This is a genomic window from Croceicoccus estronivorus (assembly GCF_001625325.1).
In the GTDB taxonomy this organism is placed as follows: Bacteria; Pseudomonadota; Alphaproteobacteria; order Sphingomonadales; family Sphingomonadaceae; genus Caenibius; species Caenibius estronivorus.
On record NZ_JRQQ01000003.1, the window covers coordinates 243297 to 265464 of the forward strand.

The following is a 22168-nucleotide window of genomic DNA, read 5'->3' on the forward strand; positions in this document are numbered from 1 at the left end:
TAGTGACGAAAATACCATCGAAGGGGGAAAACTTGATAGGCGCGGTTCATCCCGGCAATTCGAATGCGGGCGCAGCTGAAATGGCGATGCGGAAACCCCGCATGAATCGTCACATGACCACTGCTTCGCTTTGTGCGCGCGGTGAGGGTGAATATGCGCTGCGCATTTTTCCAGATCACGTAACCAGGGAGGCTCGCCGTGAGCTTGCCTGATTTCACGCAAACATTGCGTGCCGACCCGGAAGATGCGGCGAAATACCGGGCGGCAGGTGCCTGGGGGACGCGGACTGTTTCCAGCTGCATTGCCGGTCATGCGAAGACGCGGCCGGACAAACCGGCCTTCATTTTGCCAGAGGGATGTTTCAGCTGGGCCGACTATGACAAGGCGGCGACTTATGCCGCGCAATTGCTTGCGGCGCGGGGGCTTCCGACAGGCTCACGGGTTGCTGTGTTGTTGCCGGACGGCCCGGCAGTTCATGTCGCGCTGGTCGGGGTGGAACGGGCCGGCCTGGTGGCGGTCGGTATCGGTGCGCGGGCTGGCGTGGCCGAAATCGCTCACCTGCTCAAGCGGACCGGGGCGCGGTTGCTCATTTCTCACGAGGAATTGCGCGGTCGCCCGATCGCCCAGCTGGGCGAAGAGCTGCGTGCGCAAGGCGTCGGGCAACTCGACCTGATGGTGATACCCGATCTGATGGAAGCGCGGGATTGGAGCAACGGGCCGATACCGGATCATCCGCCCTTGCCGGAGCCGGATGCAGACGGTTTGTTCCTGATCAACTCCACATCGGGGACGACGGGCATGCCCAAATGCGTGATGCACACGCAGAACCGGTGGTTCTATTTTCACAAACTGGCGGCTGAAGCGGGCAATTTCGGGGAAGATGAAGTTTTCCTCGGTGCTGTACCTGCGCCATTCGGGTTCGGTTTGTGGACCGCGCATTTTTCCCCGGCTGCGCTGGGCGCGCCGACCGTCCTGCTGCCAAAATTCGATGCCGCGCTCGCACTCGACATGATCGAACGGGAAAAGGTGACTGTTTTGTGCTGCGTCAGCACCCAGTTCATCATGATCCTGAACGAACAGGCACAACGCGCACGTGATCTGTCGTCACTGCGGAGCATGTTCACCGGCGGTGAAGCGGTGCCCTATCACCGGGCAGCGGAATTCGAGGAAGTGACCGGAGCATTCGTGCTCCAGTTCTATGGCTCGAACGAGACGGGCGCGTTGAGCCGCACCACTTTCCAGGACACTCGCGAGCACCGGCTGGCAACCGCGGGTAGAACGATAGACGAGATGGAAGTACGTCTGTTCGATCCTGCGACTGGCGAAGATATTGGTGTGGACGACGGCTCCGGCCGTGGTCAGCCGGGATGCCGTGGGCCGGCGACATGCCTCGGATATTGGGATGATGACGAGGCGAATGCCAAGCTGTTTACGCCCGATGGCTGGATGCTGATGGGCGACATCGTCGAGATCGATTCCGATCATTATCTCCGGGTTGTCGGGCGTACTTCAGAATTCATCATTCGCGGCGGCAAGAATTTGTCCGCCCCGGCGATCGAGGCTGAAGTGGCAACGCACCCGGCGGTTGCGATGTGCGCTGCGGTACCTGCTCCGGACCCGGTGTTTGGCGAGCGTGTCTGCATCTACGTCGAACCACGCCCTTCGACCGAACCCACATTGGAAGACATCAACGCGCATCTCGCACAGCGCGGGGTAAGCCGTGAGTGGTTCCCCGAATATCTCGTCCTCATGGATGAATTGCCCCGTTCCTCGGGGGGTAAGGTGGCGAAGGGCGCGTTGACGGAAGACGCGAAGAAAAGGTGGGCGATTCCCGCATGACGTACCAGAATCTCAGATTAGCGGTCGATGGGGTGGTCGCCCGCGTGACGCTTGCCCGACCGGAAAAGCTCAATCCGCTCGACTGGTCGACAGTGAAAGAACTGAAGGCGGTCGTTGCCGAACTGGAAGCGAAGCCGGAAGTGCAATTCGTCATCCTGACCGGGGAAGGGCGAAGCTTTTCCGCAGGCGGGGACCTTGACGGCTATATAAGGCTTTATGCCAATCCGGATGAGTTCGCGGCATTTCTGGACGATTTCTACGCCATGCTCACCGGGATTGAGGAAGCGCGCGCGATCTGGGTCGCTGCGGTTAACGGCGTATGCGTGGCGGGCGGTCTGGAACTGCTTCTGGCATGTGACATGGCAATCGCGGCCCAGTCGGCGCGGATCGGTGACGGGCATCTCAATTTCGGTCAGCTTCCGGGCGCAGGCGGGTCGCAACGGCTTCCGCATGCGATCGGATTGTTGCGGGCCAAGCATCTGATGCTGACGGGCGAGTTGCTCGATGCCGATGCTTCCGAGCGTTGGGGGCTGGTGACGCGGATCGTAGCGGATGACACGCTGATCGAAGCAGCTGAAAGCCTGATAGATGGCATGAAGAAGAAAAGCCCGGTGGGCCTCGCCGGGATGAAGCGCCTCGCCAACATGACGCTCGACACGCCTTACGAACAGGGGCTGCGCGACGAGATCGCCTTTGTCCATCGTTATGCAACAACTGAACCGGACGCGACTGAAGGGCTCATGGCTTTCAAGGAAAAACGCGCGCCGCGTTTCGGACCATCCAAAGCCAAGGATCTGTAATGTTCAAGTTACGCGATAAATATGCGATCGTCGGCATCGGCAATACCGAGTATTCCAAGGCATCGGGACGCACGGTACGCAGTCTCGCCACCGAAGCCAGCGTCAAGGCGATACAGGACGCCGGTCTTGCGGTCGCCGATATCGACGGCATGGTCAGCTTCAATTTCAACGACAGCGCCCCGGCAATGGGCGTCGCCACCGAAATGGGCATCGAGAATATCGGCTACGCGGTCGACTACGCCGCGGGCGGCAACGGTGCGAACCTGATCACGCTGGCGGCCTGTGCGGCGATCGAGGCTGGCCTCGCGGAGACCGTGGTCTGCTTCCGTGCGATGAATGGCCGGTCGGGCTTTCGACTGGGCGGTGGGCGCGACATGTCGGCCTATGGCGTGACCCAGTTCACAGCGCCGCTGGGCTGGATCACCTATCCGCAGGCAATGGCGATGTGGGCGCGCCGCCACATGATCGATTACGACACCGGTCCCGAACATTGGGCAGAGATTGCCACGACGTTCCGCGAGAACGCCATTCGCAATCCGCGCGCGATGCAGCGCACGCCGATGACGAAGGATGACTACTTCAACTCCAGGGCGATTGTGGACCCGTTCCGCATGTACGACATCTGCCTGGAAAGTGATGGCGCCTGCGCGGTTGTGATCACATCGGCCGAACGGGCGAAGGATCTGCCGCATAAGCCGGTCTATATCATGGGCGGCGCATATGGCGGCGGTCCGAGCCAGGGCGACGATCTGTTCGACGCGATCCGCTGGCCGAGCCATTCGCATAATTGCTTCAAATACATCGCAGATGATTTGTGGGCGAGTGCCGGGGTGGGGCCGGAAGATGTCGATGTCGCCCAGATCTATGACTGTTTCACCTACAGCGTGCTGATGGCGCTGGAAGGGCTGGGCTTCTGCAAGGAAGGAGAAGGCGGTCCGTTCGTCATGGATGGCCGGATCAAGAAGGATGGCGCTCTGCCGCTGAACACCGCGGGGGGATTGCTGTCAGAAGCCTATATCCACGGCTTCAATCATGTTCTCGAAGCGGTTGAGCAGCTTCGGGGCGATGCCGGAGAGCGCCAGATCGAAGGCGCTGAAATCTGCCTTACCACCGCCGGTGCGATGACCTGCGGCAGCGCGATGATCCTGAGGAACTGAGATGAACGACCTTGCGAACAGCTACGCCGGGCCAGTGCCCGCTCCCGATCCTGAAACGAAGCCCTTCTGGGACGGGATGCAGGAAGGGCGGCTGATGATCCAGCGCTGCCCGAATACGGGCACCTACCAGTTTCCGCCGACGACTTTCTGCCCCGGTTCGCTCACCACGCCCGAATGGGTGGAAGCGAGCGGACGCGGCAAGATCTTTAGCTGGATTGTCGTACGTCATCCGGTGCCGCGCGATATCTTTGCCGACAAGGTGCCTTATGTGGTCGCTCTGGTCGAACTGGAGGAAGGGTGCCGAATGACGGGCAACCTGATCGGGTGCGATCCGGAAGATGTGAAAGCGGACATGGCGGTAGAGATCGCCTTCAACCCGGTTTCGCCGGAGCTGACGCTCCCCGCTTTCCGGCCGTCGGCGGGGTAACGTCATGGCCACGCCTTTCGTAGCGGATCCTTTCGCCGCATCGCCGTTGCTTCGGGGCCTGCGGGACATGAGCCGCGAGGCGCTGGAGGCGCGGCAGCTCGCCCGTGTGCAGGCTCTGTGCGCGCGGCTGCATGCCAAGAGCGACTTCTATCGCGACAGGATGGAGGCCGGGGGGCTCAAGGGCGGCGAAGTCGACAGTCTCGACCGGTTCGTCAAGGCAATGCCGACTTCGAACAAGGCGGATTTCCTTGCCGATCAGAAAGAGCGGCCGCCGTTCGGATCCCGCCTGGGCGTAGATCGGGATGAAGTCGTGCATATCAGCATGACGAGCGGGACATCGGGTCAGGGTCAGGAAATCTATGGCCGGACCCAGCGTGACGTGCACATGCTCGGTTATCTCCATGCTTTGCCCTGGTTCATGGGCGGACTGCGAAAAGGAGATACCGCGTTAAACTGTGTTCCGGCGGGAGGCATGACCACGGGCGGCTGGGGACCTGGCGAAGCGATACGTATCGTTGGCGCGACAGGGTTCCACGTCGGCGGCAACATGTCGACCGAGAAGAAGATCGACCTGATGCTGAGCCTTGATGGGGTTCACTTCATCTATGCGTCGACGAACTACATGCATACGCTCACCGAAGCGTTGCTGGCGCGTGGGATTACCCCGCGGGAGGCATTCCCCGACATGCATGGGCTGTTCATCGCAGCCGAAGGGTATCCGCTCGAATGGGCGGCCAAGATCGAGGAATACTGGGGCTGCCGCCTGCAGGAAGGTTACGGCAGTACGCAATTGAACGGCTTTGGGGGTTCGACCGCGGATGCGGGGGTGTTCCGGGGTGACGGCCGTGGATTGATCCGGCTGTTCGAATGGGAATCGATGGTGGAAATCGTCGATCCGGAAACGATGGAACCCGTTAAACCCGGCGAAGTCGGCGAAATGGTCGTAACCAACCTCACCGTCGAAGGGAGCCCTGTCGTGCGCTTCCGGACCGGCGATGCAGCGCGTTTTATCCCGTGGCAAGAGGCCGGCGGCGGTGTGTGGAATGCCATCGAATGCGGTACGATCGGCCGGTTCGACGATATGATGAAGATCCGGGGCAACAATGTGTGGCCTTCGATGATTGACGCGGCTGTTTTCGCCCATGGCGAAGTCGGCGAATACAAGGGGCGGCTTTACACGGGGCCAGGCGGCAAGACCGAAATCGAGGTGCGTGTCGCGATTGCCGAACACCACGCGAAGCTGTGCGAGGAAGAGCGCGAAAAACTGCTGGCAAGCGTCCGCGAAGCGATCAAGGCGCGGACCAATGTCTGGATGACAGTAGTCGAGGCACCGCGCAGCGAATTCGAAGGGTTCGCCTACAAGGCGCGCCGCTGGTCCGATGAACGGCAGGAGGGGTATCAGCTGTGACGGAGAACCCGGTAACCCCGGCGCGCGATGAAGATGCGCTGCTCGCGCAAATGCTCGAAATGGCGGAACAACTCGCGGCTACCGACGATGCGCTGCTGGCGGGGCAATACGACTATCTGCGTGCGCGGATTGCCGCATTGATGGAAATCCGGTCGGGTGCAGGCTTGTCATGACCGTGCTGGACAGGTTTGCGCTGGAGGGGCAGGTCGCGGTCGTAACGGGCGGTGGCGGCGGGCTCGGGTCCGCAGGTGCGCAAGCTCTGGCCGAGGCGGGAGCAGACGTCGTGCTGATCGCCCGCAACCGGGAAAAGCTGGAAGATGCGGCGTCGGATGTCGAGGCAGTTGGCAAACGGGCGCTGATTATCGAGGCTGATGTCACGGACGAAAGCGCGCTGACGGCGGCTGCCGAAACGGTGCGGCGCGAACTGGGCCGGGTCGACATCCTGTTCAACAATGCCGGGATCACCAACCCCCAGACCGTGCTGGAAATAGACCCGGCGGACTTCGCCAGGATACAGCAGGTCAATGTCGTCGGTGCCTATCTCACCGTGCGGGCCTTCGCCCCTTTGATGATCGAGCGGAAGTATGGCCGGATCATCAATATGGGGTCGATCCTGTCCGCGCGGGGAATGGCCAATCGTGCGGCCTATTGCGCATCGAAGGCTGGCCTTGCGAACTTTGGCGCGGCATGTGCGTTCGAATTCGGACCGCATGGCGTGACGGTCAATACACTGGCTGCGACGGTGATCGTCACCGATCTCAATCGCGAACTCGTGCGCACCCAACCCGAATTGTACGATGGCATTGTCAAACGCACGCCTATCGGGCGGCTCGGTCAGGTCGACGACCTGATGGGGGCGCTGTTGTTCCTGGCATCCCCCGCATCGGAATTCATTACCGGACAGACGCTGTTCGTGGATGGCGGATACACCGCCGGATAACCGGATCGAGGATATAATGACGACATCTTTGAAAGCCCTGTTCAATTTAGAGGGCAAGACGGCGCTGGTGACAGGTGGTTCGCGCGGGCTGGGCTTCCAGATATGCGAGGCATTGGGCGAATACGGTGCCAAAGTGATCCTGACCGCGCGCAAGCAGGGCGAGCTGGACGAAGCGGTTGCCACCCTGGAGGCCAGGGGTATCGCGGCGAGCGCGATTGCGGCGGATGTCGGGAAGCCGGATGAGCCTGAACGGATTGCGGCCCGGATCGAAGATGAGGGCGGCCGGGTCGACATCCTGGTGAACAATGCCGGCACCTCATGGGGATCTCCGACCGAAGATATGCCGCTCGACGGCTGGAACAAGCTGATGGCGGTCAATCTGACGGCGCCGTTCCTGCTGGCGCAGCAGGTGGCCAAACGCTTCATGCTGCCGGCCGGATGGGGGCGCATTGTCAATGTTGCTTCGGTGGAAGGGCTGATGGGGCATCATCCGAACATGATCGGCACCATCGCCTACAATGCCAGCAAGGGCGGGTTGGTGAATTTCACACGCGCGCTGGCGGCTGAATGGGCCGCGCGAGGGATCACCGTCAACGCGATTGCCCCCGGCTATTTCCCCTCGAAGCTCACCGGCTACGTGCTCGACAAGCACGGGGAAGAACTGATTGCGGGAACACCGAGCGGGCGGCTGGGCAATGATGACGACCTGAAAGGTGCGGCCCTGCTCTTCGCCAGCGATGCGGGCGCCCACATCAACGGACAAGTGCTCGCCATCGATGGGGGCGCGACAATAATCTGACGGAGGAGGATGCCGTGAATAAGATCAGCCAGTTTGGTACCCGCTACCCATTTCACCCCTTTCCCACCGGCTGGTTCTCGGTCGGTTTCGCCGATGATCTGGCACCTGGAGATGTGAGGCCGCTGCGCTATTTCGACCAGGACATGGTGCTGTTCCGCACGGAAAGTGGCAAGGTCGTGGTGACGGACGCGCATTGCCCGCATCTGGGTGCGCACCTGGGCTACGAAAGCTGGGTCGAAGGTGAAACGATTGTTTGCCCGTTTCATCAGTGGCGCTACGGCACGAATGGCAAGTGCGTGGCCATTCCGTTCACGAAGGCCATTCCTCCGCAGGCGAAAGTGCGTGTCTGGCCGACGGTTGAGCGCGGTGGCATGATCTTCATCTGGCATGATCTCAATGGTGTGGAGCCGACATTCGAACTGCCAGAATATGACGAAAGCAAACGGATCCCGGGGGCGGGGTTTCGCAAGCTGCATGACGATTTCGGCTCGGCCCATCCGCAGGATGTGTTCGAAAACGGCGTTGATTTTGCCCATTTCCCGGGTGTGCATTCCACCGGCCGTGCAGTCAGCGACGGTGCAATTCTGACCGACGGGCATCGTTTCTATAGCCCCGTGCGGATCTTGCCGTCCGATTATGCGGGCCCTGCTGACACGAAAGAGGTCGGTTCGACAGTGGAAACTGAAGTTCTGGGTGGCGGGCTGTCACGGGTCGAAAGCCGCACGCCGCACGCTCCGGGGCTTACGACCATCTACTATGTTTCAGTGACGCCGGTGTCCGCCGATCTCAGCCACTATTGGGTCCATCAATTCTTCCTGCGCGATGATGATTGCCCGATGAGCGAGGAAGCGATCGAAAAGTTCACGCAGCTCGCCGCACAACATGGCGAGGTTGAGCAGTGGAGTGACGGCAAGATCTGGCCTCACAAGGCTTACGTCGATCAGCCGCTGTTGAGCGCTGTCGATGGACCGATCCTCAAATACCGTGAATGGTACACGCAATTTCATCCGGCGGTCGCGTAGGGGCGGCCAGGAAATGATGATCGCTTCCCCAGAGCGGGGAAGCGATCAGTCCCCGGCCATCGAAGCCAGAGTGGCATCAAAGCGCTCACGCGCGCGTTCGATGAAGCTCGGGTGAGTCAGGATCATGAAGCGATCGGTCATTGCCCCATCGAAGGCAATGGCGGCAGCTTCATCGGGCGAGATTGAATCCGGTGGCGTCGGCCGGTCAGGATCGGCTTTGTCGAATATCGCGGTTGAAACCGGGCCTGGCATCAGCATCGACACGCCGATCCGAGGATGGTTTTCCGCCATATCGGCCCGTAATCCTTCCGCGATCGGCCACAGGGCATGCTTGGTCGCGCAATAGCCGGAAAGGTGCGGATAGCTGGCCATCGCGCCTGTCGATGCCGTAATGACGATCTGCCCTGGGGTGCCTGTTTCCAGCATCAGCGGCAGAAATGCCTGAATCGTCTGGATCGTACCGACGACATTCACTTCGAACAGCAACCGAAGATGCGACGGGGGAATGTCGATGATGCTGCCCTGGCGCAGGATCCCGGCATTGGCGAACAGCAATGCGACCGGGGGGCAATGCTGCTGCACTTGCATGGCAAAGGCGTCGATCGCCATCCCATTCGTGACATCGACCGCCTGGGGAAACGCTCGTTGTCCCAGTGTTTCGATCTGCCGTGCCGTTTCGGCCAGCCCTGCTTCGTCGAGATCGCATAGCGCCACAGTCATGCCGCGCCGGGCGGCCGCCATCGCGAGTGCGCGGCCGATCCCTGACCCGGCCCCGGTGATGACGGCCGTCCGCCCTTCGAGAGACAGCGCGGGGCGGCTCATCTGAAGTGCGGGATGACGTGCGTGCCGATCTTGCGCAGGGTTTCCATCTGCGCCCAGTGCGGGACCGTGCCCATATTCGTCATGAACAGGATCTCATCCGCACCGGCATCGGCGAGCTGTTGAACATAGTCGATGCAGTCGGCCACGCTGCCATAGGCATTCTGCGCATTGAGGATGCCTTCGCTGGGCTTGCGGTCGCCTTCGCTTTCACGCAGATCCATGGTCAGCGTTTCCGAAGCAAGTTTGGTAGTGATGATGGTCTTGCCCCCTTCGTCAACCAGTTGATCGCCCCAGCTGTCCGGATCGGGGCGTGGGCCGCCACCATACCAGTAGTTCAGCGATTCATAGAAGTACCGCTGTCCGCGCAGACCGATCTTGCGGGCCTGTTCGACATCGTCGAGCACGATAGTCGGGCACAGTGCTGCAAGGTGCTGGATCGGGCGGTAGCCGACCTGATCGGCGGGATCGCGCGATGTCCATGCGTCGCGATAGATCTGGTTCTTCTTCCTGACTTCCTCCGGGCCGCCGAAGCCGAGCACAAGTGCGCCCATCCCGCGCTGCCCTGCGCGAGCCAGGGTTTCGAGGTTGGTGCAGGCCAGATACATTGGCGGATGCGGGTCCTGAAACGGCTTGGGATGGATAGGCCGTGACGGAATATTGATGTTCGTCCCGTTGTGTTCGACTTCTTCTTCCACGAACATGCGCGGGATCAGATACATTGCCTCGTCGATGATCGGCTGCAATTCTCCGAGATCGTATCCGTAGGCGCCGGCTTCCTGCTGGCTCCCACCTTTCCCGACCCCGAAATGAAGCCGTCCCTTGGACAGGATATCCAGCGTCGCCACCCGCTCGGCAACCTTGATGGGGTGGTTCATCGCCGGCATCAGGCACACGACGCCATGACCGATGCCGATCCGCGATGTCCGCCCTGCAAGATAGGCAAGGAACGTTTCGGGCGCGCTCATGTGCGCATAATGGGTGAGAGATGTGTGTTCCACACTCCACACAACGTCGAATCCGAGATCTTCGGCGAGCAGCGCCTGCTCGACCAGCTCGTTGAATACCTGCACTTCGCCGCGCGGAGACGCATCGACGATCTGTGCTTCAAAGATAATTGAAAAGCGCATCGGTCCTCCCATCCTGAGTTGAGGGGACGGTCGTCTCGATTAGGGCTGGTTTCAAATGCCCTTTGCGTGCCATATCGTTGTCATGGTGGCATCGCTTTCTAATCCGACTGTTCCGCGTGAAGTCGCGACCCTCCGCACTTTGCGGATCGCGAAGCATTTTCCGTTCTTCCTGATCGTGGCGGAAGAACAGAATCTCCATCGCGCGGCCGAACGGCTCAATATCGCCCAGTCGGCATTGTCCCGGCGCATCGCGGATCTGGAGCGCGAACTGGGCGATGTGAAGCTGTTCGAGCGTCAGGCGCGAGGGGTGGAGATCACTGACGCAGGACGCCTGCTTGCCCGCAACGTGCGCGAGATACTTTACGATATAGAGGAAGTCAGTCGCCGGGTGGCACGGCTCGCACGTGGAGATATGGGGACGCTGCGGCTGGCCTTTTCCGAAGCGATGATCCGTCGCCCGTTGCTGCCGACCGTGATCAAGCGGTTCAGGCACGTCTATCCTGACGTTGAATTGAAAGCGTTCCCGCTGACATCCGAAGCCCAGCGGCAACGCATGCGGGGCGGAGAGATCGACATCGGCTTCGTAATAGAGGAAGCCAACGATGCAGAGGAATTCGATGTCCTGCGCGTTGGCCAGGACAAGTTCATGCTGGTCCTGCCTGCCGACCATCCGCTGACGGCCAAAGACGTGGTTTCCATTCGGGATCTGGCCAATGAGCAACTGATCTTTCCGGCGCGCAGCCTGTCGCCGCGTCTGTTCGACCGAATGGTGTCGGCATTCGATGTGAACAATGTTTCTCCGATTATCTCAGTCGAAGTCAGCGCCGTCGACATTGCCTACGGGCTCGTCGCTTCGGGCATGGGGCTGGCGATCGTGACGGCTGCGAAGCCGGACCGGGCCCCTGTCGATGTGGAATTGCGCGACCTTACCGATCTCGATCTTCCGCTCCAGCTGACGATGATTTCACGCAAGTCGAACGATTCCCCTCTTCTCGGGAATTTCAGCCGGGTGGTGGAGGAAGTGATTGCTGGGCAATGACCTTCTGACGACCGGAGCGGTCCCGGCATTGCATTGAACTGCGGGAGCAGCCTCCCTGCACAGTGAAGCCAACGGCGTGCCCAAAGCATTTGCCTGATTTTCTGATATTGCCATCTTTATAATGAAAGATAGATTGATGGCAGTAGCGGCGTCGAGATAGTCGCCGTTGGGGAGAACAGGGGATGTCACAGGTGAAGGCGCGCACGGCGCTGATCTGGCCAAATGCGGCATGGCTGCTGGGTGCAGCGACACTGGGGTTGTTGGGCAAGGTTGCCATGGCCGATGCCGGGGAACCGACAGACCAGGGCCGCAAGGTTTATGCTGAACACTGTGCCGCCTGCCACGGGGCTGGACTGGAAGGGGGCGCAGCGCCGGCTCTGAAGGGTGAGGCTTTCCGTCTGAAATGGACTGGCAAGGCAGCGGACGAACTGAGGGCGGCCCTGGCGACGATGCCGCTCGGTTCACCAGAAGCGCTTTCAGCCGAAGAACACCGCGCCATGTTCGACCTTTTGCGCACTGAAAATGGCTTTGCTGCGGGTGAGCGATTGGTGGCAGCGGCCCGGGATGCCACTGCGGCTGCGAAGGAAAAGCCGGTCTCCGCACCGAACTTGCCTACGCCGCCGGAGCATTTCGGCACTACTACGGCAACAATGCCGGGCGATGCGGAACTGGCGTCACCGGCCCCCGGTGACTGGCCGATGTACAATCGCGATTACGCCGGTCAGCGGTACTCTCCGCTCAAGCAGATCAACCGGACCAATGCCGGACGCCTTGTTCCACGTTGCGTCCTCCAGTTGGGGGAGGTCGGCAGCTTTCAAGCCTCTCCGGTTGCCTATGAAGGGCGCCTCTATCTCACCACCGCCCACGGCACTTATGCGGTGGACGGGGCGACGTGTCGTAAGCTGTGGGAACATCAGCATGAACCGATGGGTGGTGAAGGCTTGGCCAACAGCCGCGGCGTTGCACTATATCAGGGCAAGATATTCCGTGGGGCTCCCGATGGCTGGCTGTTCGCGCTGGATGCTGAAACCGGCAAGCTGCTGTGGCGGGTTCACGCGACGGACGGCAATACGAACCATGCGTTGAGCGCAGCCATCGCCGCTTTCGACGGAATGGTGTTTATCGGCAACGCAGGCGGCGATCGCGGCGCGACAGGGCGGGTCTATGCTTTCGATGCCGAGACCGGGGAGCATCGCTGGACTTTCAATACCGTGCCGGAGCCGGGTGAATTCGGATACGAGACATGGGGCGGCGGCACATATGTCGGCGGCGGCGGGATGTGGTCGACAATCACTGTCGATCCCGGTGAAGGGCGACTGTTCGTTCCGGTGGGCAATCCGGGCTCCGATCTCGACGGCAGGATGCGGCCGGGCGACAATCTCTTCACGAATTCGATTGTGGCGCTGGACGCCAGAACGGGCAAGCGCATCTGGCATGTGCAACAGGTGCCGCATGACGTGCATGATCGGAACACTGCGGCGGCCCCCGTTCTCTATACCCGCGATGGCCGGCGCTACATGGCGGTGGCGACCAAGGGCTCGTGGCTCTATCTCTATGATCGCGACACGCGGGAATTGCTTTCGCAGAGCGAGACCGGGCGGCATCTGAACGCCGAAGTCGCGCCCGGCGACACGCCGGTAAGAATCTGTCCCGGAACATTGGGCGGGACCGAGTGGAATGGCCCGGGTTACGATCCCGCCAGTGGCCTGCTCTTCGTCAACACCGTAGAGCGTTGCGCCACTCTGACGCGGCAGCCTGAAGGCGGGAAGAATCCGTTTGGCGGTATTCCGGGCTATGATCCGCCGGAGGACAGTTTCGGTTGGTTGAGAGCATTCGATGCCGTGAGCGGCCGTGAACGCTGGGTCTATCGCGCCGATGCTCCCATGCTTGCAGGTATCACACCCACTGCCGGGGGGATCGTGATGACCGGGACGGGCAGTGGCGATTTTCTCGTCTTTGAAAGCAAGACTGGGAAGGTGTTGCGCCGCTTCTATACAGGAGGCGCCATTGGCGGCGGGGTGTCCACATATCTGGCCGATGGGGAGCAATTGGTGGCGGTGGCCACTGGCAACAGTTCCCGTTCGATCTGGAAATCGACGGGCGCGGCTACATTGATCGTCTTCGGATTACCCGATTGACCACCTGTGCAGCCGAGCGCGTCGATAATGAATGCCAGCGTCAGACCAGCAAGGCGCCGCCGTCGACTGCCCAGGTCGCACCGGTGACGAATGCGGCGGCCGGACTGGCGAGGAACTGTACGACGCGAGCCACTTCATCGGGTTCACCAAACCGGCCCAGTGGGACCTGTGACAGCTGCCTGCCGCCGCTCGGGGCGGCACCGGAGGCCATTGCCTTTTTGATGGCCGCCTGAATCGTTTCAGTAAGGATCGGTCCCGGTGCGACGGCGTTGACGCGGATGCCTTCGGCGGCGAGTTCGCGCGCCATTACCTGAGTCAATGAAACGAGCCCTGCCTTGGAGGAGGCATAGGCTGCCTTGCCGGGTGTGGGGCGTAGCGCCTGAACCGATGCGATGTTCACGATTGCGCCGGACTTTTCTGCTGCCATGACACGCGCGGCTGCTTGCGACATGTGCATCGCGCCCTTGAGATTGACGTCGAACAGCAGATCCCAGTGCGCTTCGTCGAGGTCAAGAAAGGGGGACGAAGGAAACAGTCCCGCGCAGTTGATGAGAAGGTCTATGCGACCATGCCGTGCCCGCGCGAACTCCACGACCCGATCGGCTTCGGCCCATTGCGCCATGTCGCAGGCGATAGTCGCGACGTCGGACGGTTGAAGCTCCTGCGCTATCGCCGCGAGGCCTTCCTCGTTCTTGTCCGCCAATATCAGGCGGGCGCCTGCCGCGGCAAAGCGCAAGGCAACTGCCCGGCCAATTCCGGCTGCGCCGCCGGTGATGATCGCGACCTGGCCGTCAAGCGAGCAAAGCGTGCTGAGATTGTCCACGAATCTTGCGCTCCCTAGGATGCTGAAACGGCATTGACTGCCGGATGGGGCATCATGCTGCGGCCATGGAAACTCATGGAAATCCAAAGTTTATCGATCATCAGAACTTGTTCCTCCCCCTGGCGGTCAATGGTTTGGCCGATTTCCAACCCGTTGTTGGGTCTGGAAGTACGAATCGGCGTTCGTTTTGGCTGCAACTACAATTGACAGCAATCTCCATCCTCGCAATGATTATTAGAACTAGAAATCAATGCCAAGTTGAAGACTAATTGCTGGCCGATCAGTGCCAGTGTTTGCGTTCCAAAAGCGCATGGGAGAGGTCAATGCAGGAAAAAGTGCTGCTGCGGCGTATGTCGCAGGTCTCGGCGGCTATGCAAGTGGGTGCGCCGCGATGACGGGCGATCGGTACGCCAATGTGCGTGAGCCGATCACAATCGGCTCGATAACCGCGCGCAACCGCATCATGATGGCTACCCATGGGCCGCGGCTGCCGCAGCAGCGTTATCTGCGCTATCTGGAAGAACGGGCGAAAGGCGGTATCGGCCTGGCCGGGTTCAACCTTGGCCCGCTCGGCCTGATGCAGTTTCCTTTCGGTCCCGGTCGCGCATCCCCGCCGGGGAGCGAAATGCTCGACGGGGTCCCTCACCATCCCCTGTCGAAGGAGGGCCGGGAAAGCTATGACAAGCTTGTCCCGATAATCAGTGAATGGATACAGGCGGTAAAGCCGCATGGCGTGCGTGCGGTGGGCCAGCTTTACCATCCCGGTGCGGCACAGCACGGCGATACATTTCAGCCGGTGGTTTCCTCTTCACCGATTTCCGACGAATATGACAAGCAACGGGCTCATCCGCTCACCGGGACCGAGATCGGCGATCTTATCGAAGCTTACAGGCTTGCTGCAGAACGGGCGGTGAAAACGGGGGTCGATGCGCTCGAACTGCATGGTGCGCACGGCTACCTCATTCAGCAATTCCTCTCGCCGTTATTCAATCGGCGCACGGATGAATGGGGCGGGCCGTTCGAGAACCGTATCCGCTTTCTCCTGCAGGTTCTGGCAGCAGTACGTGAGGGTGCGGGAGACGAGGTGCCTGTCGGTTTGCGCCTTACCGGGCCCGAACCTGAAGGGGGCCTGACGACCGATGACCTGATCCAGGTTGCCAAGCGGCTGGAGCAGGAGGGCGCCAGCTATATCAGCATCTCGGGAGGCTCCTATTCCGGCCTGTGGAAGGGTGCGAAAAACGCATATGTCCCCTCCGCAATGAGTGAGTGGGGCCCGAATGTGGGGACTGCCAGGGCTGTCCATGAAGCGGTGTCGATCCCGGTGATGGTGAGCGGGGCTATCGCCACGCTGGACCAGGCGGAACAGATCCTTTCCGAAGGCAGCGCCGATATCGTTTGCATGGTGCGGGCATTGATGGCGGACGCGGAACTGGTCTCCAAGGGCCTTTCCGGCGGTTCTGTCCGTGAGACACGGCCCTGTATCGGCGGCAATGAATGCCATTACGGCCGACCGCTGGCCTGTGCAGTCAATCCGCGCGCTGGCCGTGAGGACGAGTTCGATTTCACGCCGGTAAAGGCGCCCAGGCGCGTCCTGGTGGCCGGCGGAGGGCCTGCGGGCATCGAGTGTGCTGCGGCGGCTGCGGAGCGCGGACATGTCGTGTTGCTGATCGAGCGTGAAACCGTATTGGGCGGCACGCTGGTGCCGTTGATGAAGGCATCCCAGCAGGCACGGTTCGGAGATTATCTCGATCATGCCAAGGCACGGCTCGATGCTCTGCCCGTCGAGATACGGCTTGGCACCGAACTCGACGAGGAAATCGTGCGAAGCTGGAAACCGGATGTCATCGCGCTGGCAACCGGTGCCGTATGGACCGATCCGATCGGCACACCAGCCCCCGCAGCGATTGCGGATATCGACAACGCGGCATCGAATGTAACGGTTATTGGCGGTAGAGACGATCATCTCGGACCGCTTGTTACAGCGGACTATTTCGCTGCCAGCGGACGGCAAGTGACGCTGCTTACGGAAACTGCTTATCCCGGCCAGGGTGTGGAGGCGGCAAGTTTCTATGCCCTGATGCGCAGGCTGGCAGAACGCGGCGTGGAAATTCGCCCTTTCACTGCCGTGGCAGGGCGGGAACAGGGCGCGCTCGTCCTCCGGAACACGCTTACCAACGAAGCGGACCGCATAGAGACGCCGGGAACGGTGATCGATATTGAATCACGGTATGCCGAAAGTGATCTGGTCAGCCGGTTCAGCAATCTTGGGGTGGAATTCCATGTGATCGGCGATGCTCTCGCGCCGCGCCGCATGGTGCATGCGACGTTGGACGGCGTGCGCCTTGGGGCACAGATCGAATGAATTGACGACAGCGTATAGCCAGACCGGGCCATCCCATTTGGACGGCCCGGTTTTGTGTGTTGGCCGCTCGATTATGGTCCGTGCGCGGATTTGGCGGAAAGATGCACAATTCGACAAGAGATCGAGAATATGGGGTCATCCCCTTGGCTTCATGCCGGGGGTTGGATGAGGTATTTCCGTGTCATGGTATCCGCCTTCCCGCCTGCGGGAATGATCAAGGAGCGCATGGCCGCGATGACAACCGCGCTGAAAGACCTCACAGAGATCCGATCACCTGCCGGGTGGACCGGTGACGAGATCACTCATTCGACGGACTGGCTCTATCAACTCAGCAATGCGGAGGTGATGGAGCTGGAAACGGTCGGCACGAAATTCCTGATGGACGATCCAGACCTGCGCACTGTTACCGCAGACCGTTATCCGTTGCCGGTAACGGCGTCCGCATTGGTGGCCTGGATGCACGATATGGATCGGGGGCGAGGTTTCGTCCTTGTCCGGGGGCTACGGTCGGAACTCTATTCGGATGCATTGAGTGCCGCGATTTTCTTTCTGCTAGGTCTCCACCTGGGAAGACCAATGGCGCAAAATCAATTCGGTGACTTGTTCGACCACGTTGTTGCAACCAGCGACAAGACTATGGACGATCCTAGTGCGCTCCCCAGTCGGACACGCGATCGTCTCAACTTTCATTCGGACAGTAGCGATGTCGTTGGCCTCATGTGCCTGCGTGGCGCTCGTGAGGGCGGGGCGTCGATCCTGATCAGCGGGGTGACAATCTACAACGAAGTCGTGCGCCGCCGCCCAGACCTTGCCCCGTTGCTTTACGAAACCTGGCATTATGACTGGTATCGGCAGGATCATGACGCCCCGGCACGCTATTATTCGTCGCCCATGGTTTCGTTCGTCGATGGGGTCTTCAGCATGTATGCGGGATCCAACATGATCCGTTCCGCTCAGGATTATCCGGAAGTGCCGCGTATGACGCCGCAGCAGTATGAACTGCTGGACTTGCTGGACGAGATATTTCTGGAACCTGGGCTGCCGGTGACGATGGATTTCCGGCCCGGCGATATCCAGTGGTTGCTGAACTACGCAGCTCTTCATTCGCGCTCAGGCTATCGTGATTTTGAGCAGCCAGAGCGCAAGCGGCATCTCTTGCGGCTTTGGCTCAAGCGGGATGTTCATCGGCCTTTGACACCGGGATTTGGCAAGCCCTTCGTCGCGAGAAAAGTCGGTTTGACTGTTTCGGATGAAGACTTGCGTAACCGTATTTCCCAAGTCTGCTATCCTCGCCGTGAGTGGGGTTTGTGACCTGGTTGCAGCATATCAAAACGTAAGCGAGCCTTGCCTCCCGGGAAATCATTTCCGGGAGGCTTTTTTTAACTCCCGGGCCTGCGCGATCGGTGTCGAGGAACCGGGGTTTGGGTAACGGTGAGCGATGCTATCGCAGCCGCAGCATTTTTCATGATTTCACCAGACATTGGGCGGTGGGAAATGATGCTGCCCATGCTGACTTCCAATTTCCCTGGATGATTGGGTTTTAATTGAACTGACAGATTTTTGGGGATTTTGAGGTATTGAAGAGTCTTTGAGGGGGAGCGTAAAGCGACCCCACCTGCTCGACTGCCCTGCCATACTGCATTGCAGCAAAAAATGGCGGATCAGGCCAACTAATCGGGTCAATGAGTCAACGTGGATTGAGCGGACCTCCGTTACACTTTCGTTGCAACAGCGCTTTCCAGGGTTCGAGGTAAGGCGGACTTGTCTCGCTTTTCAGCAATCCTGGCGCCTGCATCAGGGAGGTAAATTTGCACATGCGTTTGACCAAACATCTGCTCGCCTGCGCATCCAGCATCGCCATGCTAGGAGCGCTGCCAGCCCATGCTCAGGAAGATCCATCCACCGAAGACGGCAAGACCAGCGCCCAGGAAACCGTTCGTGACGACACTGCTCTTCAGGCCATTGTTGTGACCGGCAGGCGGCTGGGCATTACGAACGTTCGCCCAACCGCAACAGTTTCGGGGCTTGAACAGGATATTGTCGACATTCCGCGCTCGGTGACCACAATCGACTCTGCGTTACTCAAGGATGTCCAGGTTCGTTCGATCCATGACCTTACGGCAGTCGCGCCTGGCACGTTCACCGCGGCCTACTTCGGTGTCGCTGGCGCCGTGCAGGTTCGCGGCAATGTCGCAGACAGTTATTACCGGGGTTTCAAGGGCATCAACAATCTCGGCTACTACGAAACGCCGACTGAGAGCATCAGTGGGCTCGAACTCGTCCGGGGCCCGGTTAGCCCGAACTATGGTGCAGGCAAGATCGGCGGAATGCTGAACCTGACGCCCAAGACCGACATTGCGACTTCGCTGAAAGGGACGACCGAACCGAAAGGACTCGTTACCTTGCAGATCGGTTCTTACGGGGAGCGCAAGGCGACGATTGAAGGCGGGCTTCCTTTCCAGATTGGCGATCTGGACGCGGCAATTTACGCGTATGTCTACTACAACAATTCGGACAGCTATTTCCGCGATTTCAGCCCGGACGACAAGGAAGTGCAGGTCGGGTATTCGATGGATCTCGGAGGGGGCACCGAGATGACGATCGGTGGTCGTTATCTCGACCAGTCAGGCCATCTCGCTTCTCCAGGGTGGAACCGATTGACGCAGGACTTGATCGACCACGGAACATATCTGGCAGGTTCGCCGCTGGTAAACCTTGCTCCGGATGGCGCGCAGTCGCTCATGCCGGAGGACATGCAACCCTACATCAATACCTTGCGGCAGAGCACCAGCTTCGCCACCGACTTGCCGCGCGGCACGGTCAGCGATCTGACGCGTCTCGATCCCGACACTGTTCATTACGTCAAGTTGTCACGCCGGAATCTTCATACATCTCCGTTGGATTTCAACGACAACAAGGTATTCACGGCTTATCTCGATCTGATCCACACGTTCGACAGCGGCGATCAGGTCAAGCTTCAGGGCTTTTACGAAGATCTCAAGAATGACATGTTCAGCGCTGCCGGTTCGTCCACTGCGGCGGACGGCAACGTCAAGGAAGTGCGGCTATCCTATTTCTTCAAACGCGATCTGGGTGATGGCTTCGGCATTCAGGCGATAGTCGGCGGCAATTATCGCGACTATGAGATATACGATTATCAGAACTATGGCCGCCGCTATGTGATCTGGGATCGCAACGACTTGTCGGCCGATCCGACCGCCGACATGATCATCAACGATCAGTATCTCAATCCCGCAGGCAATGTATGGGATTTCGCCTATTACAGCCGGATCAAGAGTGTCGGTGCGTTCATCAATGGCGATATCACGCTGTTTGACCGTGCGCATATTCAGGGTGGATTGCGCTGGGACGACTATAACATTCGGTCGCGCAACGATGGCCTGGTGACATTCGGCGGCGCCTTGAATACGGATTACTACGGGTCGAGTGCGCCGATCAGCTGGCAGGCCAGTTTCAATTATGAACTGCCTTTCGGTTTTATTCCATACGTCACCTACGCGAAGACCCGCAGCCTCGAAACGAACAAGGGCGGCGGTGTCGATCCAGCATTGATAATCGGCAAGAAGTTCCTTTCTCCGTCGGAGCTCAAGGAAGTGGGCATCAAGGGCTCGCTGATGGGTGGCAGGCTGTTCCTCAGCCTTGCAGGTTACAAGATGAAGCGGCTGCAGCGCGACGCGCTGTCGGGCGTGATCAACCAGGCCCGCAGCAAGGGGCTGGAAGCTGAAATCCGTATGCAGGTCACACCCGCCCTGAGTTTGCTTGCGACAGGCGCGTTGCAGGAAACCAAGCGAATTGGATCGGCGACCATCCTCCTCAATGCGGCGCAGCTGGGTCTTCCAGGTGAAGACATCTACGCGGCGGAATGGACGGGCTCATCCTCCACGTTCACGGGCGCAAACGGTTCCTACATCGACAGCGTCTTGCCGAAGGAAACCGCGAGCCTGTTTGCAACTTACAAGTTCCCGTTCGGGCTTAAGGCCAGTGGTGGCATCACATATGTGGGCAAGACAAGCGGCATTGCCCCCGGTGCGGTGGTTGTGCCGGACTATGTCACGGCGAGAGCTTCGCTCAGCTATACCTTCGACAGGTACACCGTCGATTTCTCCGTCGAGAACCTGACCGACAAGACCTACTTCTATCTGGGGCAGGACGCCTACAGCGAAGTCGCAGCCTTGCCCGGTGTCGCCCGGTCGTTCCATCTGCGTATCGCAGCCCAGTTCTAATGATCCCGGCGGCCCTGCCCGAGAGGGGCAGGGCACCGTTTCGTTCGGCACGTCGGTGCCATGGTGCTGTTTGCGGCCGAGGAGTTACCCGGCCGCATTCGCACAACTGAAGAAAGGTTCAGGGATGCTTGACGTTGCAGATTTGAAGCCCGTGCCAGCCCCCATTGCGTGGCGTGGGGATGAGTTGGCGGGCCGGACGGACTGGATTTATCTGCTCAACCCGGACGAGATCGCCGAATTGGAGGAAGCGGGTAAGCGCTTTCTCGACGAAGATCCCGACCTGAGGACCGTGACGGCCGGGGAGTATCCACTCCCCATCTGTACGGCCGGTCTTGAAAAATGGGGCCGGGATATGGATCGCGGACGTGGCTTCGTTCTGGTGCGGGGGTTGCGGACGCAATACTATTCCGACGCCCTGAGTGCTGCTATTTTCTTCGTGATCGGGCTCCACCTCGGCCAGCCCATGCGGCAAAACGAGGTGGGCGACATGTTGCAGCATGTCATCGGAACGTCGGACCTCAAGTATAACGATCCCGACTCGATCAGCCTGCGTATTCGGGATGGACTTGCCTACCATTCCGACAGCTCGGACATCGTCTCTCTAATGTGCCTGTGTCCGGCGAAAGAGGGCGGGGCATCGAGCCTTGTCAGCGCGGCGACGCTTTATAACGAAGTTCTCAAGCGTAGGCCTGACCTTGCTCCGCTGCTGTTCGAACCGTGGCACAATGACTGGCGCCGACAGGATCCGAACGCACCTGCCAACACTTATGCGACCCCGATTGTCAGTTATGTCGACGGCGTTTTTTCAGCCTATCTGGGCGTGAAGATCATCCGCACCGCGCAACGATATCCGGAAGTCCCGCGTCTGACGAACGCGCAACTTGAACTGTTGGACCTTCTGGAAGCACTTTGCCTGGAACCGGGGGTCGCTTTGCACATGGATTTTCGTCCCGGCGATATGCAGTGGCTCCTTAACTATGCTGCACTGCATACACGTACTGCGTTTGAGGATTATCCCGAACCGGAACGCCGCCGTCATCTGATACGTCTCTGGCTGAAGCGCGAGGAGCCGCGTCCGCTGGTTCCGAACTTTGGTCGTCATGTGGTGCGCGGTCGCCAGGAAGCGCGTGATGAGGAAGTGCCGGTAGAGCAGCAGAAGTTCCACATTATGCAGGCGGCTGTTCCCAGGCTGAACTGGGGCGACCGCCCCGGATAACAGTG

At 60.0% G+C, this 22168-nt stretch carries 18 protein-coding genes; 15 read left to right on the top strand and 3 right to left on the bottom strand.

Going from position 1 to position 22168, the window contains the following annotated elements; genetic code table 11:
* Positions 1-198: 198 nt before the first annotated feature.
* Genes MB02_RS07440 through MB02_RS07475 form a run of 9 tightly spaced genes read left to right on the top strand, consistent with a single transcriptional unit; the run spans position 199 to position 8392 of the window.
* Positions 199-1839: a class I adenylate-forming enzyme family protein gene (locus tag MB02_RS07440; protein ID WP_067534810.1), complete on the top strand. Its 1641-nt coding sequence runs from the start codon at positions 199-201 to the stop codon at positions 1837-1839.
* Positions 1836-2639 carry an enoyl-CoA hydratase/isomerase family protein gene (locus MB02_RS07445; protein WP_067534813.1) on the top strand — a complete coding sequence of 268 codons (804 nt, stop codon included), beginning with the start codon at positions 1836-1838 and terminating at the stop codon, positions 2637-2639. Before MB02_RS07440 ends, MB02_RS07445 begins: the two co-directional genes overlap by 4 nt.
* Positions 2639-3796: a thiolase C-terminal domain-containing protein gene (locus tag MB02_RS07450; RefSeq protein ID WP_067534816.1), complete on the top strand. Its 1158-nt coding sequence runs from the start codon at positions 2639-2641 to the stop codon at positions 3794-3796. The genes MB02_RS07445 and MB02_RS07450 overlap by 1 nt, the downstream gene beginning before the upstream one ends.
* Position 3797: 1 nt before the next feature.
* On the top strand, positions 3798-4223 hold the full coding sequence (locus MB02_RS07455; RefSeq protein WP_067534819.1) for a Zn-ribbon domain-containing OB-fold protein: 426 nt from the start codon (positions 3798-3800) through the stop codon (positions 4221-4223).
* A gap of 4 nt (positions 4224-4227) precedes the next feature.
* Positions 4228-5631, top strand: coding sequence for a phenylacetate--CoA ligase family protein (locus tag MB02_RS07460; RefSeq protein ID WP_067534822.1), 1404 nt, complete (start codon positions 4228-4230; stop codon positions 5629-5631).
* Positions 5628-5804, top strand: a complete 177-nt coding sequence (locus tag MB02_RS17660) for a hypothetical protein (protein ID WP_156495449.1) — start codon at positions 5628-5630, stop codon at positions 5802-5804. Before MB02_RS07460 ends, MB02_RS17660 begins: the two co-directional genes overlap by 4 nt.
* Complete coding sequence (locus MB02_RS07465; RefSeq protein WP_067534825.1) at positions 5801-6571, top strand: SDR family NAD(P)-dependent oxidoreductase; 771 nt, start codon at positions 5801-5803, stop codon at positions 6569-6571. Before MB02_RS17660 ends, MB02_RS07465 begins: the two co-directional genes overlap by 4 nt.
* 16 nt (positions 6572-6587) lie before the next feature.
* Positions 6588-7370 carry an SDR family oxidoreductase gene (locus MB02_RS07470; RefSeq protein ID WP_067535090.1) on the top strand — a complete coding sequence of 261 codons (783 nt, stop codon included), beginning with the start codon at positions 6588-6590 and terminating at the stop codon, positions 7368-7370.
* A 14-nt stretch (positions 7371-7384) separates the two neighbouring features.
* Positions 7385-8392: a Rieske 2Fe-2S domain-containing protein gene (locus MB02_RS07475; RefSeq protein WP_067534829.1), complete on the top strand. Its 1008-nt coding sequence runs from the start codon at positions 7385-7387 to the stop codon at positions 8390-8392.
* 45 nt (positions 8393-8437) lie between these two features.
* On the opposite strand, the gene MB02_RS07480 is transcribed toward MB02_RS07475, so the two are convergent.
* Together MB02_RS07480 and MB02_RS07485 are read right to left on the bottom strand one after the other, a co-directional pair.
* Positions 8438-9214: an SDR family NAD(P)-dependent oxidoreductase gene (locus tag MB02_RS07480; RefSeq protein WP_067534834.1), complete on the bottom strand. Its 777-nt coding sequence runs from the start codon at positions 9212-9214 to the stop codon at positions 8438-8440.
* Positions 9211-10341 (bottom strand): LLM class flavin-dependent oxidoreductase, encoded by a 1131-nt coding sequence (locus tag MB02_RS07485; RefSeq protein ID WP_067534837.1) that lies wholly within the window; start codon positions 10339-10341, stop codon positions 9211-9213. The genes MB02_RS07480 and MB02_RS07485 overlap by 4 nt, the downstream gene beginning before the upstream one ends.
* 55 nt (positions 10342-10396) lie before the next feature.
* On the opposite strand from MB02_RS07485, the gene MB02_RS07490 reads away from it, so the two are divergent.
* On the top strand, positions 10397-11380 hold the full coding sequence (locus MB02_RS07490) for a LysR family transcriptional regulator (protein WP_082826035.1): 984 nt from the start codon (positions 10397-10399) through the stop codon (positions 11378-11380).
* 182 nt (positions 11381-11562) lie between these two features.
* Positions 11563-13518 (top strand): outer membrane protein assembly factor BamB family protein, encoded by a 1956-nt coding sequence (locus tag MB02_RS07495; RefSeq protein WP_067534843.1) that lies wholly within the window; start codon positions 11563-11565, stop codon positions 13516-13518.
* 40 nt (positions 13519-13558) lie between these two features.
* Here the strand turns inward: MB02_RS07495 and MB02_RS07500 are convergent, their stop codons facing one another.
* Positions 13559-14341, bottom strand: coding sequence for an SDR family NAD(P)-dependent oxidoreductase (locus MB02_RS07500; protein ID WP_067534847.1), 783 nt, complete (start codon positions 14339-14341; stop codon positions 13559-13561).
* Between the two features lie 310 nt (positions 14342-14651).
* Between MB02_RS07500 and MB02_RS07505 the strand changes: the two genes are divergently transcribed.
* The 4 genes from MB02_RS07505 (at position 14652) to MB02_RS07520 (ending at position 22163) form a co-directional block, all read left to right on the top strand.
* Positions 14652-16703, top strand: a complete 2052-nt coding sequence (locus tag MB02_RS07505; RefSeq protein ID WP_067534853.1) for an oxidoreductase — start codon at positions 14652-14654, stop codon at positions 16701-16703.
* A 165-nt stretch (positions 16704-16868) separates the two neighbouring features.
* Positions 16869-18014: a TauD/TfdA family dioxygenase gene (locus MB02_RS07510; RefSeq protein WP_235829453.1), complete on the top strand. Its 1146-nt coding sequence runs from the start codon at positions 16869-16871 to the stop codon at positions 18012-18014.
* A gap of 503 nt (positions 18015-18517) precedes the next feature.
* On the top strand, positions 18518-20947 hold the full coding sequence (locus MB02_RS07515; RefSeq protein ID WP_067534855.1) for a TonB-dependent siderophore receptor: 2430 nt from the start codon (positions 18518-18520) through the stop codon (positions 20945-20947).
* A gap of 124 nt (positions 20948-21071) precedes the next feature.
* Complete coding sequence (locus tag MB02_RS07520; RefSeq protein WP_067534859.1) at positions 21072-22163, top strand: TauD/TfdA family dioxygenase; 1092 nt, start codon at positions 21072-21074, stop codon at positions 22161-22163.
* Positions 22164-22168: the final 5 nt, after the last annotated feature.